The organism is Sphingopyxis sp., assembly GCF_965279755.1.
Classification (GTDB): Bacteria; Pseudomonadota; Alphaproteobacteria; order Sphingomonadales; family Sphingomonadaceae; genus Sphingopyxis.
This window is the reverse complement of record NZ_OZ257261.1, coordinates 3315491-3330087: the sequence shown is the minus strand read 5'-3', so window position 1 is coordinate 3330087 and position 14597 is coordinate 3315491. Positions and strand designations below refer to the sequence as shown.

General features: G+C 63.8%; 13 protein-coding genes and 1 tRNA gene. 11 read left to right on the top strand and 3 right to left on the bottom strand.

The genetic code is table 11. The features are described from left to right. Window positions 1-68: 68 nt before the first annotated feature. The gene (locus ACQY80_RS16465) at window positions 69-3269 is read right to left on the bottom strand and encodes an autotransporter outer membrane beta-barrel domain-containing protein (protein WP_428681766.1); all 3201 of its coding nucleotides are present in this window, start codon (window positions 3267-3269) and stop codon (window positions 69-71) included. Between the two features lie 171 nt (window positions 3270-3440). Here ACQY80_RS16465 and ACQY80_RS16460 point away from each other — a divergent pair, with 171 nt between their 5' ends. Further along, window positions 3441-4127, top strand: coding sequence for a 2OG-Fe(II) oxygenase (locus ACQY80_RS16460; RefSeq protein WP_428681764.1), 687 nt, complete (start codon window positions 3441-3443; stop codon window positions 4125-4127). Between the two features lie 14 nt (window positions 4128-4141). Here the strand turns inward: ACQY80_RS16460 and ACQY80_RS16455 are convergent. Continuing rightward, a tRNA-Ser gene (locus tag ACQY80_RS16455) sits at window positions 4142-4231 on the bottom strand. Between the two features lie 212 nt (window positions 4232-4443). On the opposite strand from ACQY80_RS16455, the gene ACQY80_RS16450 reads away from it, so the two are divergent. The 10 genes from ACQY80_RS16450 to mazG all read left to right on the top strand — a co-directional run bounded on the left by ACQY80_RS16450 (window position 4444) and on the right by mazG (window position 13262). Next, a complete protein-coding gene (locus ACQY80_RS16450; RefSeq protein WP_428681762.1) occupies window positions 4444-5436 on the top strand; it encodes a lytic murein transglycosylase in 993 nt (330 codons plus the stop codon). Further along, complete coding sequence (locus ACQY80_RS16445) at window positions 5420-6436, top strand: septal ring lytic transglycosylase RlpA family protein (RefSeq protein ID WP_428681760.1); 1017 nt, start codon at window positions 5420-5422, stop codon at window positions 6434-6436. Before ACQY80_RS16450 ends, ACQY80_RS16445 begins: the two co-directional genes overlap by 17 nt. Next, window positions 6433-7386, top strand: a complete 954-nt coding sequence (locus ACQY80_RS16440; RefSeq protein ID WP_428681758.1) for a D-alanyl-D-alanine carboxypeptidase family protein — start codon at window positions 6433-6435, stop codon at window positions 7384-7386. Before ACQY80_RS16445 ends, ACQY80_RS16440 begins: the two co-directional genes overlap by 4 nt. A 78-nt stretch (window positions 7387-7464) precedes the next feature. Further along, window positions 7465-8091: a dTMP kinase gene (gene tmk / locus ACQY80_RS16435; protein WP_428681756.1), complete on the top strand. Its 627-nt coding sequence runs from the start codon at window positions 7465-7467 to the stop codon at window positions 8089-8091. Then, complete coding sequence (locus tag ACQY80_RS16430; RefSeq protein ID WP_428681754.1) at window positions 8088-9068, top strand: DNA polymerase III subunit delta'; 981 nt, start codon at window positions 8088-8090, stop codon at window positions 9066-9068. Before tmk ends, ACQY80_RS16430 begins: the two co-directional genes overlap by 4 nt. A gap of 38 nt (window positions 9069-9106) precedes the next feature. Continuing rightward, window positions 9107-10681, top strand: coding sequence for a methionine--tRNA ligase (gene metG / locus ACQY80_RS16425; RefSeq protein ID WP_428681752.1), 1575 nt, complete (start codon window positions 9107-9109; stop codon window positions 10679-10681). Next, a complete protein-coding gene (locus ACQY80_RS16420) occupies window positions 10681-11457 on the top strand; it encodes a TatD family hydrolase (RefSeq protein ID WP_428681750.1) in 777 nt (258 codons plus the stop codon). Before metG ends, ACQY80_RS16420 begins: the two co-directional genes overlap by 1 nt. Before the next feature lie 13 nt (window positions 11458-11470). Continuing rightward, window positions 11471-12235 (top strand): MBL fold metallo-hydrolase, encoded by a 765-nt coding sequence (locus ACQY80_RS16415; protein ID WP_428681748.1) that lies wholly within the window; start codon window positions 11471-11473, stop codon window positions 12233-12235. After that, window positions 12232-12414, top strand: coding sequence for a hypothetical protein (locus ACQY80_RS16410; RefSeq protein ID WP_428681746.1), 183 nt, complete (start codon window positions 12232-12234; stop codon window positions 12412-12414). The genes ACQY80_RS16415 and ACQY80_RS16410 overlap by 4 nt, the downstream gene beginning before the upstream one ends. A gap of 65 nt (window positions 12415-12479) precedes the next feature. Then, entirely contained in the window at window positions 12480-13262 is a 783-nt protein-coding gene (mazG, locus tag ACQY80_RS16405; protein WP_428681744.1) for a nucleoside triphosphate pyrophosphohydrolase, read from the top strand. Here the strand turns inward: mazG and hflX are convergent. Next, a complete protein-coding gene (hflX, locus tag ACQY80_RS16400) occupies window positions 13240-14595 on the bottom strand; it encodes a GTPase HflX (RefSeq protein WP_428681742.1) in 1356 nt (451 codons plus the stop codon). The two genes, mazG and hflX, sit on opposite strands and share 23 nt — an antisense overlap. Between the last annotated feature and the right edge of the window lie 2 nt (window positions 14596-14597).

Genomic DNA, 14597 nt, shown 5'->3' with positions numbered 1-14597 from the left:
TCAAGCCTTGGCAAGGGGGAAGCGGGGGTAGGGGTGCTTCCCCCTTGCTGCGGGCCTGCCGAGGGGGGCTACAGGCCGACCCGCAGGCTCGCACGGAACGCCCAGCCGATGTGGCTTTGCTGTTCTTCCGCGGACACTTCGCCGGCGACCTGAAAGGCCGAATTGCCTGCGATACCACGGAAACGGCCGACCCAGCCGCTCGTGCGATCTTCCGGAACCAGGGTGAAAGGCGTGCCGTCCTTGAATGACGCCACAGTGGCGCCGAGCGAGCCGCCGACAATCTGGCGGCGCCCGCCTTCGAGTTCGAAGCGCGTCCAGCCGTCATATTCATCGGTGCCGCCGAACTGCAGGCCGACCGCGACGGTGCCCGAAACGGCGAGTTCGTCGCTACTACGATCCAGCACGGTCAGGTCGAGCGCATCGCCGCCGCCGCTTTCGGCATAGCCGTCTTCCTGCAGTTTGTAATAATCGATGGCAACGGTCGGACGGATGGTGAGACCACCAAGCGTCGCGTCCTTCGCGATCGAGCCCGACGCCGAGTAGAGCTTCGCGTCCCATTTGCCGCGCATCGTCTTTTCGATGTCGGTGGCGCCTGCTTCGGCGCGGAAGAAGCGCGTGCCCTTCATGCTGATCGGCGCACCCGACACACGGGCGCTCGCCAGCCAGCCGTCCGACTGAAGGCGCCAGTGCAGCGCGCCCTCGAACTGGCTCGACGAAACTTCGTTGTCGTTGCTGCTGTTGCCGTCCTTGCCATTGAGGAAGGCGATCGAGCCGCCGAAATTGCCGACGTCGCTCTTGATCTCGGCGCCGAGCGAAATGCCCCAGCCGCTGACATTATAGCCTGCGGTCTGGCCGACGCCCTTTGCCGTGCCCCACGCAGCCTGATTGACCCAGTAACGCCACTTGCCTTCGTCCTGGAAGGGGGCGTTGGGATCCTGCAAGAAGCGCGAGAGCGCACGCGAGCCCGAGGTGACGGTCTCGAACACGCCGCCTTCATGCTCGGGAAGCATCTGGCGGAGCTGGTTGTGGAACTGATCGCCATCGGTGATGCCGAGGAATACGTCCTCGACCTTCTGGTCGGCGGTCACCGCATCGATCACCGCATTGAATGCACTCGCTTCCGAACGGTTGAGGCCGAGATCAGCCGTGCTCTTGCGCGACACGTTGACGATCAACTGCGTGGCGTTTGATGTCAGCGTGCCCTTGTAGAGGAAGGGCAGCAGCGTCGACTGGGCCGTCAGATTGCTCGCGCCGGTCAGCGAGCCAGCCGTCAGCACCGTGTGGTTGCCCTCCGCTTGTTCCAAGCTGGAAAGTTTGAGCAAAAGCTTCGATTCCGTTCCAAAGCTCGCATTGCCCGCTACGGTCAGGGCCGTGCCGGTGGAACCGCCATCGAGCGTCACGGCCAGCGCACCCTTGTTCGTCACGGCGAGCGACGCGATCGAAGCGGCGCCAGTCACATCGAAAGTGCCGCCATCGACCGAGACAGCGAGTCCCTGCGAATTGAGAAGATTGCCCGAGAAGCGCGACGTCCCGCCAATCGTCAGTGTGTCGCTGCCGCCGCCGAAATCGGCGGTTCCGCTGAACACCGACGTACCCGCGAGCGCCATCGTGTCGCTGCCGCCCCCGAACTTTGCAAGACCGGCATAGGTCGCGTCGCCCGACATCGACAGACGGTTGTTGCCCGCGCCGAAAGTAGTGTTCCCCTTCACCGAGCCATCGGCGATGTCGAAAACGTCATTGCCGCCGCCGAAACGGACATCGCCGACAATGCTCGGCGCAGCGATGCCTGCGGCCACCGCAGTCTGCTTGACCGTCACGCCGCTGCCGTTTGCCGATACGTCTATCGCGACATTGCGATCCGACGTTGCGAGCGCGCCGGTGGCACTAATCGTGCCGCTGTTTTCGATCGCGCCGACGGTGCCAGCAAGATCGACGATCGCGCGCGCCGTGCCCGTCTCGCCGGCCTTGGCACCGATCAGGCCGCTGTTGCGGATCAGGCCGACGTTGCTGCCGGCTTCGAGCAGGATGGCGGTCGAGATCGCGGTCGCGGCATTGCCGCCCGTTGCCTCGACCTTGCCCGCGACGCGGATTTCCGGGGTCGTCGTGCCGCTGCCGACGCGGATCGCGGTTGCCGACGCGCCGTTCGAAATCGCGGCGACATTACCTGAAACGCTGACGCCTCCGGCGATCGTCACATTCCGGCCCATTCCTCCAAGCTGGAGCGCGGTCGCGTCCTTCCCGGCATAAAGTCCGTTGCCGACGATGCCGCCGTCGATGATCAGGCCGAAGCCGGTGCCAGTGCCTGCAACGGCGCCGATGGCGATATCCTGGGTTGCCGAACCGATACGCATCGCGGGTGCCGAGCCGAAGGACTGAATCAGGCCCGATCCTTCCTTGTCGTCGTCGATCCCGTCCTTGTCCTCATCCTTGTCGTCGGGCTTGGTGTCCTTCGGCGGGATCGCGACAACGATGCCGCCCGTGACATTTCCTTCAATCGACAGCGCCGGGCCGCCGATCAGCAGATCGTCTGCATCGAGTTTCGACGGGTCAGCCGGCGCTGTGGTGTAACGATAGCCGGTCGCGGTGAGCGCGCCCTGGACGACGAGCGCGCCGTTGATATTACCCGCAAGGCGCGCTGCGGTCGCGTTTTGGCCCACTGCGCTGATGCTGCCGGCAAGGCGGACATTGCCGTTGACATCCTGCAGGCCGACGCCGAGCGCATTGTCTCCGAGGACCGAAATCTTGCCATCGTTGGTGAAATTGCCGGTCAGCGAGCCGCCAAGACGGATGCCCGCCGAGTTGTTGCCTTCGATCGTGATTTCGCCGCTGTTGACGATATTGCCCGTAAAGGCGCCGCCCGTAGCGATGCCGGTGCGGCCGGTGCCGACGGCAAAGGGGCCATCGATGTCGCCGTCCTTGTCGATATCGGTCGGCGCATAGCTTTCGTCGATGATGATCTTGCCGGTCGCCGAATTGGTGATGCCGCCAGTCGTGCCAGCGTTGGCAAAGATGCCCGTGGCGCCGTCGGCGTTCGTGATCTGGATCGCGCCGTCATTAACGACCTTGTGGTTGCTATCGACGGTGACTGCGGTGCCGCTTGCCGGTTTTACCGATCCGGTCGATGTGATCTTCACATCGTCAGCTGCGCCCGATTTGACGGTCGAGGTGCGAACGGGGGTGGTGATGGCGGTGGTGATCGTCGTTTCTGCCTGAGCGGGCACCGAAACGATTGCGACCAGGCAAGTGGAGGCCAGCAGAGTCTTGCGCATGAATTCCCTCTTTTGATGTCGACCGGGTTGGTCCCCGGAACCGATCACAAGACGGAGCCGCGTCGGCGCAGCCTTGGAAAAAATTTCAGGCCATTTTGATCGCAAGAAACGGGGCGGAACGGGCGCTGCGCGAGATTAGGGCTGAGGCCTTGTTTTCAGGGAAGGGTTTTGATGCCGCTCGACATGAACATCATCGCAGACGGCCTCGATGCAAGGGGCTGGCATGTGCTGCCCGGCTTGCTGAACGGAGACCAGTGTGCGGCCCTGCGCGCGGGCTATGGCGCCGACGGCCTTTATCGCAGCACCGTCTCGATGCAGCGCCACGGCTTCGGTCGCGGCGAATATCGTTATTATCGCTATCCGCTGCCCGATATCGTCGCGGCGCTCCGCCGCGATTTATATCCGGCACTTGCCGTACTTGCGAACGCCTGGTCGGAGCGACTGGGCCGCGCATCGGCATATCCCGCCGATCTCGACACCTTTCTCGCCCAATGCGCGCTTGCCGGGCAGGCACGGCCGACACCGCTGATCCTCCGTTATGGTGCCGGCGACTATAATTGCCTGCATCAGGATTTGTACGGAGAACGGCATTTCCCGTTCCAGATCGCAATCCTCCTGTCCCGGCCCGGCAGCGATTTCGACGGCGGCGAGTTCGTGCTGGCCGAACAACGGCCGCGGATGCAGTCGCGCGCGCACGTCGTGCCGCTGGCGCAGGGCGATGCAGTGGTTTTTGCTGTCAACGAGGCGCCGCGGGTGGGCAGCCGCGGCGTCTACCGCGTCAAGCTTCGCCATGGCGTCAGCGAAATCCGCCGCGGCGAACGCTTCACGCTCGGCGTGATCTTTCACGATGCGGCGTGAATGGGCGATGTGAATGGCGGACAGGGTGGGATTCGAACCCACGGTGAGCTTGCACCCACGGCGGTTTTCAAGACCGCTGCCTTAAACCACTCGGCCACCTGTCCGTCGCGGCCGCAATAGCGCGCGGCGCATTCGCGGCAAGCAAAAGATCATGGCTCGGTTCGCCGCGCGAATGACTCGACCCGTCTCGCGGTGGATGGCGAACGCACGTGCATCTGGTTCAATCCCAATCTAAGGGTGGGACATGATGAACGCGCGAACATTCGGAATCCGACGTCTTTCCAACTGGGTGGGCTTTGCCCTTTCGGCGTGGTCGATGGCCATATCTGGCCCGACTTATGCGCAGAGCGGCGATGCCGGCTTCGATACCTATGTCCAGTCGCTGTGGCCCAAGGCACAGGCGCGCGGCGTATCGCGGGCGACCTTCGACCGCGTGACGGCCGGGCTGCGCTACAACCCCCGCGTCGTTGCGCTCGACCGCGACAATCTGGGTGCGCCGCCCACGGCCGACACGCCAATTCCCAATTTTGCGCCGTACAGGGCCAAGCATGTCGATGCCTCGCGCATTAACGGCGGGCGCCGCGTTCACGACCGCCTGTTGCCGCTGCTGTCGCGGATCGAACAGCGGACGGGAGTCCCGACAAGCGTCATGATCGCGATCTTCGGGCACGAGACCGCCTATGGCGCGGTGACAGGCAATTTCGACCTGCCCGAAGCACTTGCGACGCTCGCCTACGAAGGTCGCCGTCGCACCCTGTTCGAACCCGAATTCATTGCAACGCTGGAAATGGTGCAAAAGGGCGTTCCGCGCGAGGTGCTGAAAGGCAGCTGGGCAGGGGCGTTCGGCTATCCGCAATTCCTGCCGTCGGTCTATCTGCAGGTCGCCGAGGACGGCGATGGTGACGGCGTCGCGCGCATCTGGTCGAGCGAGGCCGATGCGATCGAATCGATCGGCGCCTACCTGCGCCGCGCCGGCTGGCGCGCCGGGCAGCCGTGGGGCGTCGCCGTGCAGGTTCCTGCCGGATATAATCGCACCGCAATGGCAAGCCGTCTGCAGCCGACCCGCTGTCCGCGTGTTTTTGCCCGCTACAGCCGCTGGCGCTCAATGGCCGAATGGCGCGCCGACGGCTTTCAGCCGCTCAACGGCCGCTGGCCCGACAGCCAGGTTCAGGCCACGCTTCTCGAGCCCGACGGCCCCGGAAAGACCGCCTATTTGCTGACCGGTAACTATCGTGCGATATTGGACTATAATTGTTCCAATTTTTACGCACTATCTGTGGGGTTGCTGGCGGATGAAATCGATCGTTAGGGAGGGGGCGCTGGTCGCAGGGGCGGCGCTGCTGCTTTCGGCCTGTGGTGTTGTCGGCGGCAATCGCGAAGGCGGGCCCTCTCCGGGACCGGCTCCCGCGCCGTCCGGCGAATTGGTGAGCGACACGCCGGTCAAGGTCGGCGATCCCTATACGGTTGCGGGCGTCACCTACACGCCCGCCGATATCCCCGATTATGACGATGTCGGTTATGCAAGCTGGTATGGCGAGGAACTCGCCGGAAAGCCGACCGCCAACGGCGAAATCTTCAACCCCGACGGGATCAGCGCCGCGCATCGCACGCTGCCGTTGCCAAGCTATGTCGAGGTCACGGCGCTCGACACCGGACGTACGATCCTCGTTCGCGTCAATGATCGTGGTCCGATGGTGAGCGGCCGACTTATCGACCTGTCACGCGGCGCCGCCGAGCAGCTCGGCCTGACCGAGGGCCATTCGGCCGTCCGCGTGCGCCGGACCAATCCGCCGCAGGCTGAACGCGCCCAGCTCCGGGCCGGACGCGCCGTTCCCGAGCGGATCTCGACGCCCGATTCGCTGCTCGCCATCCTGCGCAAGAAGCTTCAGAGCCAGACGGCGACGCCTGCGGCCGCGCCTCCTGTCGGCGGACAGCCCGCCCCGCCGGTCGCGTCAGGGAAGGCAAAGCCCGGCGATGATCGCGTCGCGGTCCAGCCCTCCGCCGACAAGCGAGTTCCGTCAAAGCCCGCACCCAAGGCTGCTCCGCCAGCCAAGGCTGCGCCTGCGGACAAGCCGGCGCCGGCGAAGCCCGTCGCTGTGGCGGGTTCGCATTTCGTGCAGGTCGGGGCCTTCAGCAGCGAAGGCAATGCCAACGCGGCCGCCAAGTCCGTCGGCGGATCCGTAGCGAAGGTCGGCAATCTCTGGCGTGTCCGCATCGGCCCGTTCGGCAGCGACGCCGACGCGCGCGGCGCGCTCGGCAGGGCCAAGGCAAAGGGCTTCCGCGACGCGGTGGTCGTTCGCGACCGATGATGCGGGCGGCGAGACGGATCGCCGGAGGCGCCGTCACGGCATTCACCCTCGCCATCACCTTTCCCGCGGCCTCCGCAGACACCCCTAAGCCCAAAGCGGCGTCTTCCGCGCGCACACCCTATGAAACGCAGGCGCCGATCGTGATGCTGAAGGATCTCGACACCGGCAAGATCCTCTTCTCTCGTGGCGCCGACAAGCGCTTTGCGCCAGCGTCGATGACCAAGGTGATGACAGCCTATGTGGTGCTCGACCTGATCGGGAAGGGGCAATTGTCGCGTGACAAGCTCTTCACGGTCGAAGATGCGACATGGAAGAAGTGGAGCGCGCGCTCGCGCAGTTCGACCATGTTCCTGCGCTCGGGTGAGAAGGTTTCGGTCGACGAGTTGCTGAAAGGGCTGATTACCGTATCGGGCAATGATGCGGCAGCGGTCCTTGCCGTCGGGATCGATGGCAGTGAAGAAGCTTTTTCCAAACGAATGAATGCAATGGCCGCCAAGCTTGGAATGTCGTCGAGTAACTTCGGCACGCCCAGCGGATGGCCCGACGGCGGGGTCACCAAGGTCAGCGCCGGTGATCTGATCTTGCTCGCCGATCGGTTGATTCGGGACCATCCCAGCGACTACACGCGCTACTTCTCTATCCCGAAACTCCAGCACGGCACCTCGCCCGACGGGAAGCCGATCGTTCAGGCCAATCGCAACCCGATTCTCGGGCGCTTTGCCGGTGCGGACGGGTTGAAGACGGGCCACACGAGCGAGGCCGGCTATTGCTTCCTGGGATCAGCGAAGCGCGACGGGCGGCGGCTGGTCATGGTGGTTGCAGGAATGTCCAGCGAAAAGTCCCGCCGCGACGAAGCCGAGCGGCTGATGAATTGGGGTTTCGGCATCAATGGAACCTCCGTCGCCAGCCAAGGCCCAGCGAAGGGCAAGCGGCCGGCCGCGACGCCTTGATGACAAAGGCTTTCGGGGCCGCTACCGCCGGATGATGCACGGTCGGCATCCTATTCTCGATACGCAAGGGCGCACCTCGTGAGGCGCGGGCGTTTCATCACGCTCGAGGGCGGGGAGGGGGTCGGCAAATCGACGCAGCTTCGCGCGCTGACTGCCGCACTCGAAGCGCGGGGCGTTGAAATCGTGGCGACACGCGAACCGGGCGGCAGCACCGGGGCCGAAGCGATCCGCGCCTTGCTTCTGGAAGGCAGCGACGATCGCTGGGATGCGCGAAGTGAAGCGCTGCTTTTCGCGGCCGCGCGCGCCGATCATGTCGCGCGGAAGATCCGGCCCGCGCTCGACCGCGGCGCATGGGTGCTGTGCGACCGTTTCGTCGATTCCTCGCGCGCCTATCAGGGCGGCGGCGGCGGTATCACCGATGACGACCTGCTGATGCTGCATGGATTCGGTTCGCAGGGACTATTGCCGGACCGCACATTCCTTCTCACGCTCGGCGCCGATGAAGCCATGCAGCGCCTCGCGGTTCGCGACGCCGGGGAGGCCGACCGTATGGGCAGCAAGCCTGCCGATTACCAGGCGCGCCTTGCCGCGCGCTTCATGGAAATGGCGGCCGCCGAACCCGACCGCTGGTGCGTGATCGATGCCGGCAAGGCGGCGGATGTCGTTACAAGAGCTATCGTTGCGGACCTCGAGGTTTGGCTATGATCGGCCACGAAAGCGCCGAGAAGGCCTTTCTGGAAGCTTGGCAGAGCGGTCGCTTGCACCATGCCTGGCTGCTTGCGGGGCCGCAGGGGATGGGGAAGGGCGCCTTCGCCGCACGCGCCGCGCGATTCCTCGCCACGCACGGGCGGGGTGGAGACGGGCAGGAGGTCTCGCTCGACGATCCCGGAGATGCAGCAGCCGCGAAGCTTGTCGAGGCGGGTAATCACCCCGAAATTCTTCATCTTGCGAGGCAAGTAAAGGACAAGAGCAAGGATCTCGCCCGAAACATCACGATCGATCAGGTTCGCGGCATTATCCGCCGCCTGCACCTGTCACTGTCTCTGGGCGACTGGCGCATCATCATTGTCGATGCCGTCGACGATCTGGAGACCGACGGCGCCAATGCGCTTCTGAAAACGCTGGAAGAACCGCCAGCGCGAACCCTCTTCTTGCTCGTCAGTCATTCTCCGGGCCGATTGCTCCCGACCATAAGGTCGCGATGCAGAATTCTTCGTTTTCAACCTGTTGAGCGTGACGTCATGACGACGTGGCTCCATGATCAGCGACCGATGCTCGACGCAGCAGAGGTCCGGGCGGTTGCCGCCGCATCGGGCGGTGTGCCGGGAAAAGCGTTGTTGCTGATCGACAGCGACGTCAGCGCGATGGAAAAGAAGCTGCTCGCGATCGCTTCCAGCGGCGATCCCGGCAATCGTCTTCGCGAGGCCTTGGCGCGCGAGGTCGGCGGGACGAGCAATCGTGCGCGGCTTGAGCTCGTGATTGATATCGTGCCGGTGCTGCTCGCCCGCCTGGCACGCGACCGCCCAATCGCCGAAATCGCGCCGGTACTAGCGCAATGGGATCAGGTCCAGCGCACGATGCGCGACGCCATCCGGGGATCCTATGATGGAGCAATGATCGGTTTCGCCATCGGCAATTGCCTTGCCGAGTTGGCCCGGCGCGAACGATCGGCGGCGCGCTGACGCTTCCCCTTCGGCGCACCACCGGCTAAGGCGCGCGCATGTCCGAACCTTTCTACATCACCACCGCCATCAGCTATCCCAATGGTCGCCCGCATATCGGCCATGCCTATGAGGCCATCGCAACCGATGTAATGGCGCGGTTCCAGCGCGCGCGCGGTCGCGACGTGCGCCTGACCACGGGCACCGACGAGCATGGATTGAAGATGTTTCAGACGGCGCGCGACCAAGGTCGCCCGACGATCGAGCTTGCCGACGAAATGTCCGGATATTTCCGTGAGATGTATGCCAAGCTGAACATCAGCTATGACAATTTCATGCGTACGTCGGATACAGCGCATCATGCTGCATCGCAAGCAATCTGGAAAGCAATGGAGGCCAATGGCGACCTCTATCTCGATCGCTACGAAGGCTGGTATTCGGTCCGCGACGAAGCCTTCTACGACGAGAGTGAGTTGACGGAAGGGGACGGGGGCGTCCGCCTTTCACCGCAGAATACGCCGGTCGAGTGGACCGTCGAGGAAAGCTGGTTCTTCCGCCTGTCGAACTATCAGGACCGGTTGCTTGCGCTCTATACCGACGATCCCGACTTCATCCGTCCCGAAAGCCGTCGCAACGAGGTGCTGCGCTTTGTCGAGGGTGGGCTCAAGGATCTTAGCGTTTCGCGCACCAGCTTCGACTGGGGCGTGCCCGTTCCCGGGTCGCCAGGGCATGTGATGTATGTCTGGGTCGATGCGCTGACGACCTATCTTTCGGGTCTGGGCTATCCTGATCCCGGCAGCGATTTCAGCCGTTTCTGGCCCGCAAATATCCATATGATCGGTAAGGATATCGTGCGGTTTCATACGGTTTACTGGCCGGCGTTCCTGATGAGCGCCAATTTGCCACTGCCGAAGCAGGTGTTCGGCCACGGTTTCCTGCTCAACCGCGGCGAGAAAATGTCCAAATCGCTGGGCAATGTTGTTGATCCGATGGTGCTTGCTGACGAATTCGGTGTCGACGCGCTGCGCTATTATCTGCTGCGCGAAGTCAGCTTCGGGCAAGATGGCAGCTATTCGGCCGAGGCGATCGTGCGCACCGCGAATGCCGACCTCGCGAACAGCTTCGGCAATCTCGCGCAGCGCAGCTTGTCGATGATTTTCAAGAATTTGGATGGAAAGATTTCTGCCGACTTTACGCCTACGCAGGAAGATCTCGATCTAATTCACGACGTAAACGATATGGCCCGCACGCGCCTGCCGCGCGAGTTCGAGCAGCTCGCATTCTCGATCGGCATCGAGGACTGGATTCGTGCAGTTTTCGCGTGCAATCAATATGTCGACACGCAGGCGCCATGGGCGCTGCGTAAAACCGATCCCGAGCGCATGCGCGCGGTGCTGATGACCCTGTTCCAGGCAGTCCGAACGCTGGCGATCGCAATCCGTCCGGTCGTCCCGGCGTCCGCCGACACATTGCTCGACCAGATGGGCATTGCCGAGGATGCGCGCGATTTTGCGGCGCTCGCCGACACCGACTGGTTTGCGAAGCTCGCGGCCGGCGGCTTCACCGTCGGTCAGCCGATTCCGATCTTCCCGCGCCTCGAACTGCCTGCAGATGAGGGGGAAGGGGAGGCCTGATGCTCGTCGATTCGCACTGTCACCTCAATTACAAGGGCCTTGCCGAGCAGCAGGGCGAGGTGCTGGCGCGCGCGCGGGAGAAGGGTGTCACCGCGATGCTCAACATCGCGACGCGCGAGAGCGAGTGGGACGACGTGCTCGCCGCAGCCGAGGCGAATGACGATGTATGGGCGAGCGTCGGCATCCATCCGCACGACGCCGACCATCATCCCGATGTCGATACCGCCAAACTCGTCGAGCGCGCCGCGCATCCACGCGTGATCGGGATCGGCGAGACGGGGCTCGACTATTATTATGACAAGAGCGATCGCACACGGCAGCAGGATAGTTTCCGCCGCCATATCCATGCCTCGCAGCAGACCGGGCTTCCGATCATTGTCCACACGCGCGACGCCGAAGCCGACACGCTCGCGCTGCTAGGCGAAGAATTGGGCAGGGCGACGTTCCCCGGCGTGATCCATTGCTTCACCGCCAGCGACGACTTCGCGCACAAGGCGCTCGATCTCGGCCTTTTCATCTCGATTTCGGGGATCGTGACGTTCAAGAACGCCGCCGATCTGCAGGCGACCGCGAAATGGCTGCCGCAAGACCGGCTGCTGATCGAAACCGACTCGCCCTTCCTTGCCCCTGTCCCGCACCGCGGCAAAACCGGCGAACCGGCCTTTGTCGCCGACACGCTGGCCTTTCTCGCGGAGCTGCGCGGTGACGACCGGGATGCGTTGGGAGCCGCCACGGCGGCCAATTTCTTCGCGCTTTTCAGCAAGGCGGCGCCATGACGTCACAGCGCTCATGAAGCTGAGAATCCTTGGCTGCGGGACGTCTTCGGGGGTGCCGCGGATCGGCAACGACTGGGGCGCGTGCGACCCCGACAATCCGCGCAACCTTCGCAGCCGGGCCTCGATCATGGTCTCGCTGGGCGGCTTTCGTATCCTCGTCGATACCAGCCCCGACATGCGGCTCCAACTGCTCGATGCCGAGGTTGGCGCGGTCGACGCGGTCATCTGGACGCATGAGCACGCCGACCACACACACGGCCTCGACGACCTACGCCAGATCATGCACCTGCGCCGCTCGGCGGTGCCGGTTTATGCGCGCGACCATGTGCTCGACATATTGAAGTGGCGCTTCACCTACGCTTTTGCTGGCAATGCCGGCTATCCCGCGTCGGTCGACCCGATCGACCTGCTCGATCATCAGTCGATCGGCCCGATCGAGGTATCAGCGATCGAAATGCCGCACGGCCCGATCAAGGCAAGCGGGCTGATCTTCAGCGATGGCGCGCACAAGATCGCCTATGCCACTGATTTCTCGAAGTTCACTGACGAGATGGTCGATTTCTTCCAAGGCGTCGACCTGTTCGTGATCGACGCACTCCGCCGCTATCCGCATCCGACGCATCCGCATCTGGCGATGACGCTCGAGGCGTTGACCAAGATCGGCAATCCGCGCGCGATCATCACGCACATGGACAATACGATGGATTATGACGATCTGGCGGACGAGCTGCCGCCGGGCGTCGAGCCGGGCTATGACGGGCTGGAGGTGCAGTTGTGAGCGGCGACACGGCCGTCGACCTGATCTGGTTCGTCGGCGCGTTCACACTGGTGATCAGCGCGCTGGTCGCACGGCGCATCAAACTGGCGGATGGCGTCAAGATGGCGCTGGCGTGGGCTGCAATTTTCGGGGTGGTGTTCCTGGCCATCTGGGCGTTTCAGATGGCGCGAGGGGGATGACTGCGGAATCCCGCTCCCTCCTAGTCTGAATAAATTTAACATAATATATATTATCGGATAATTAGATGCCTGAGACTGAACCCTCTTCGCAGCAATCCCCCATCGACCGCCTCCTTGGCGTCATGGCCCGGCTGCGCAGTCCCGACGGCGGTTGCGAATGGGATCTGGCACAGAGCTTTGAGACGATCGCGCCTTACACGATCGAGGAAGCCTATGAGGTCGCCGACGCGATCAACGGCGGTGATCCTGCTGCGATCTGCGACGAGCTTGGCGACCTGTTGCTTCAGGTCGTCTTCCACAGCCAGATCGCAACCGACGAAGGCCTGTTCGGCTTCGACGATGTCGCGACCGCCATCAGCGACAAGATGGAGCGTCGCCATCCGCATATCTTCGGTGACGCCAAGACGGACGATGTTCGCGGTCAATGGGAAACGATCAAGGCGGCCGAACGCGCGTCCGACGGGCCCAAAAGCGCGGTTGATGGCGTTGCGCTGTCGCTGCCGGCCTTGCTGCGCGCGCAAAAGATTCAGGGACGCGCCGCGCGTGTCGGCTTTGACTGGCCGGATACCGAAGGCCCACGCGCCAAGATCATCGAGGAACTCGCTGAAGTCGTGACGGCACCCGACGATGCCGCGCGTGCCGAAGAGATCGGCGACCTGCTGTTCGCCGTCGTCAACTATGCACGCCATCTTGGCGTCGATGCCGAGAGCGCGCTGCGCGATGCCAACCACAAGTTCGCCCGACGATTTCATGGGGTCGAGGAACGCGCCGGCGCGGACATCACCAGCCTTCCGCTCGAGACGCTCGAAGTCTATTGGCAGGAGGTCAAGGCGTCGGAGCGCTCCTGATCGGCCACAGTCGCTCGAAACGGGCACGGTCCGCGGGGTCGAGCCGAACGGTCAGCACATGCCCCTCGCCGCCGATCTCGTCCGACAGCACCTCGCCGCGCGCGTGCAGCCATGCCATCGCCTCGCCCTGATCGAAGGTCAGGAAAAGGCGGTCGACCTGGTGCTGCGCCGTCAATTGTGACGCCATGAGTGTCCGCGCCGCCTCTACGCCCTCACCCGTCACCGCCGAAATCACTGCGACGTCGGGACGCTTCGCCGCCATTTCCTCGATCTGCGTCCGGCGGTCGGTGTCGGCGGTGTCGATCTTGTTCCAGATCTCGATCTGCGGGACGACGTCGGGGGCATTCTCCCCTTCCCTCTGCTTTCCGCCGCTATCCTGAGGTCCATTGACGCCAAGCGAGTCGAGGATCGCGCGAACATCGTCATATTGCGCATCGCTGTCGGGGTGCGCGATATCGCGGACATGGACGATCAGGTCGGCGGTCGTGACCTCCTCCAGCGTCGCGCGAAAGGCCGCGACGAGTTCGGTCGGCAGGTCGGACACGAAACCCACGGTGTCCGACAGGATTGCCTTGTCGATCCCCGGAAGCCGGATTTCGCGCATTGTCGGATCGAGCGTCGCGAACAGCAGGTCTTCCGCCATGACGTCACTTCCGGTCAGGCGATTGAAAAATGTCGATTTTCCAGCGTTCGTATAGCCCACGAGCGCGATGACCGGCCATGGTGCCCGCTGCCGCTTCGACCGCTGGAGCTGGCGCGTCCGGCGCGCGTCCTCCAGCTGTTTGCGGATGCGCGCCATGCGGTTGCGGATCATCCGCCGGTCGGCCTCGATCTGCGTTTCGCCGGGACCGCCCAGGAAGCCGAAGCCGCCGCGCTGACGCTCGAGGTGGGTCCAGCTTCGCACGAGCCGCCCTGCCTGATAATCGAGATGCGCGAGTTCGACCTGCAACCTGCCTTCTGCCGTCGCGGCACGCTCCCCGAAGATTTCGAGGATCAGCCCGGTCCGGTCGATCACTTTCGTGCCGAATTCGGTTTCCAGATTGCGTTGCTGAATCGCGCTTAGCGCGGCGTCGACGATGACGAGTTGCACGCCTTCAATCGCGATATCGGGTTTAATCGCCTCGATCTGGCCGACGCCGATCAGCGTCGCGGCGCGGGTCTTGCGCAGACGCAGGGGATGCGCGGACACGACGTTGAGCCCGATCGCAAGCGCCAGCCCCCTTGCCTCTTCCACCCGCGCGTCGAGGTCGCGCGACAGGCGCTGGCCGTGCCATTCGGGCACGACCAGAAGCGCCGCAGCGCCGCGCGTCACTTCGCCTGCGTTATCATCCATTG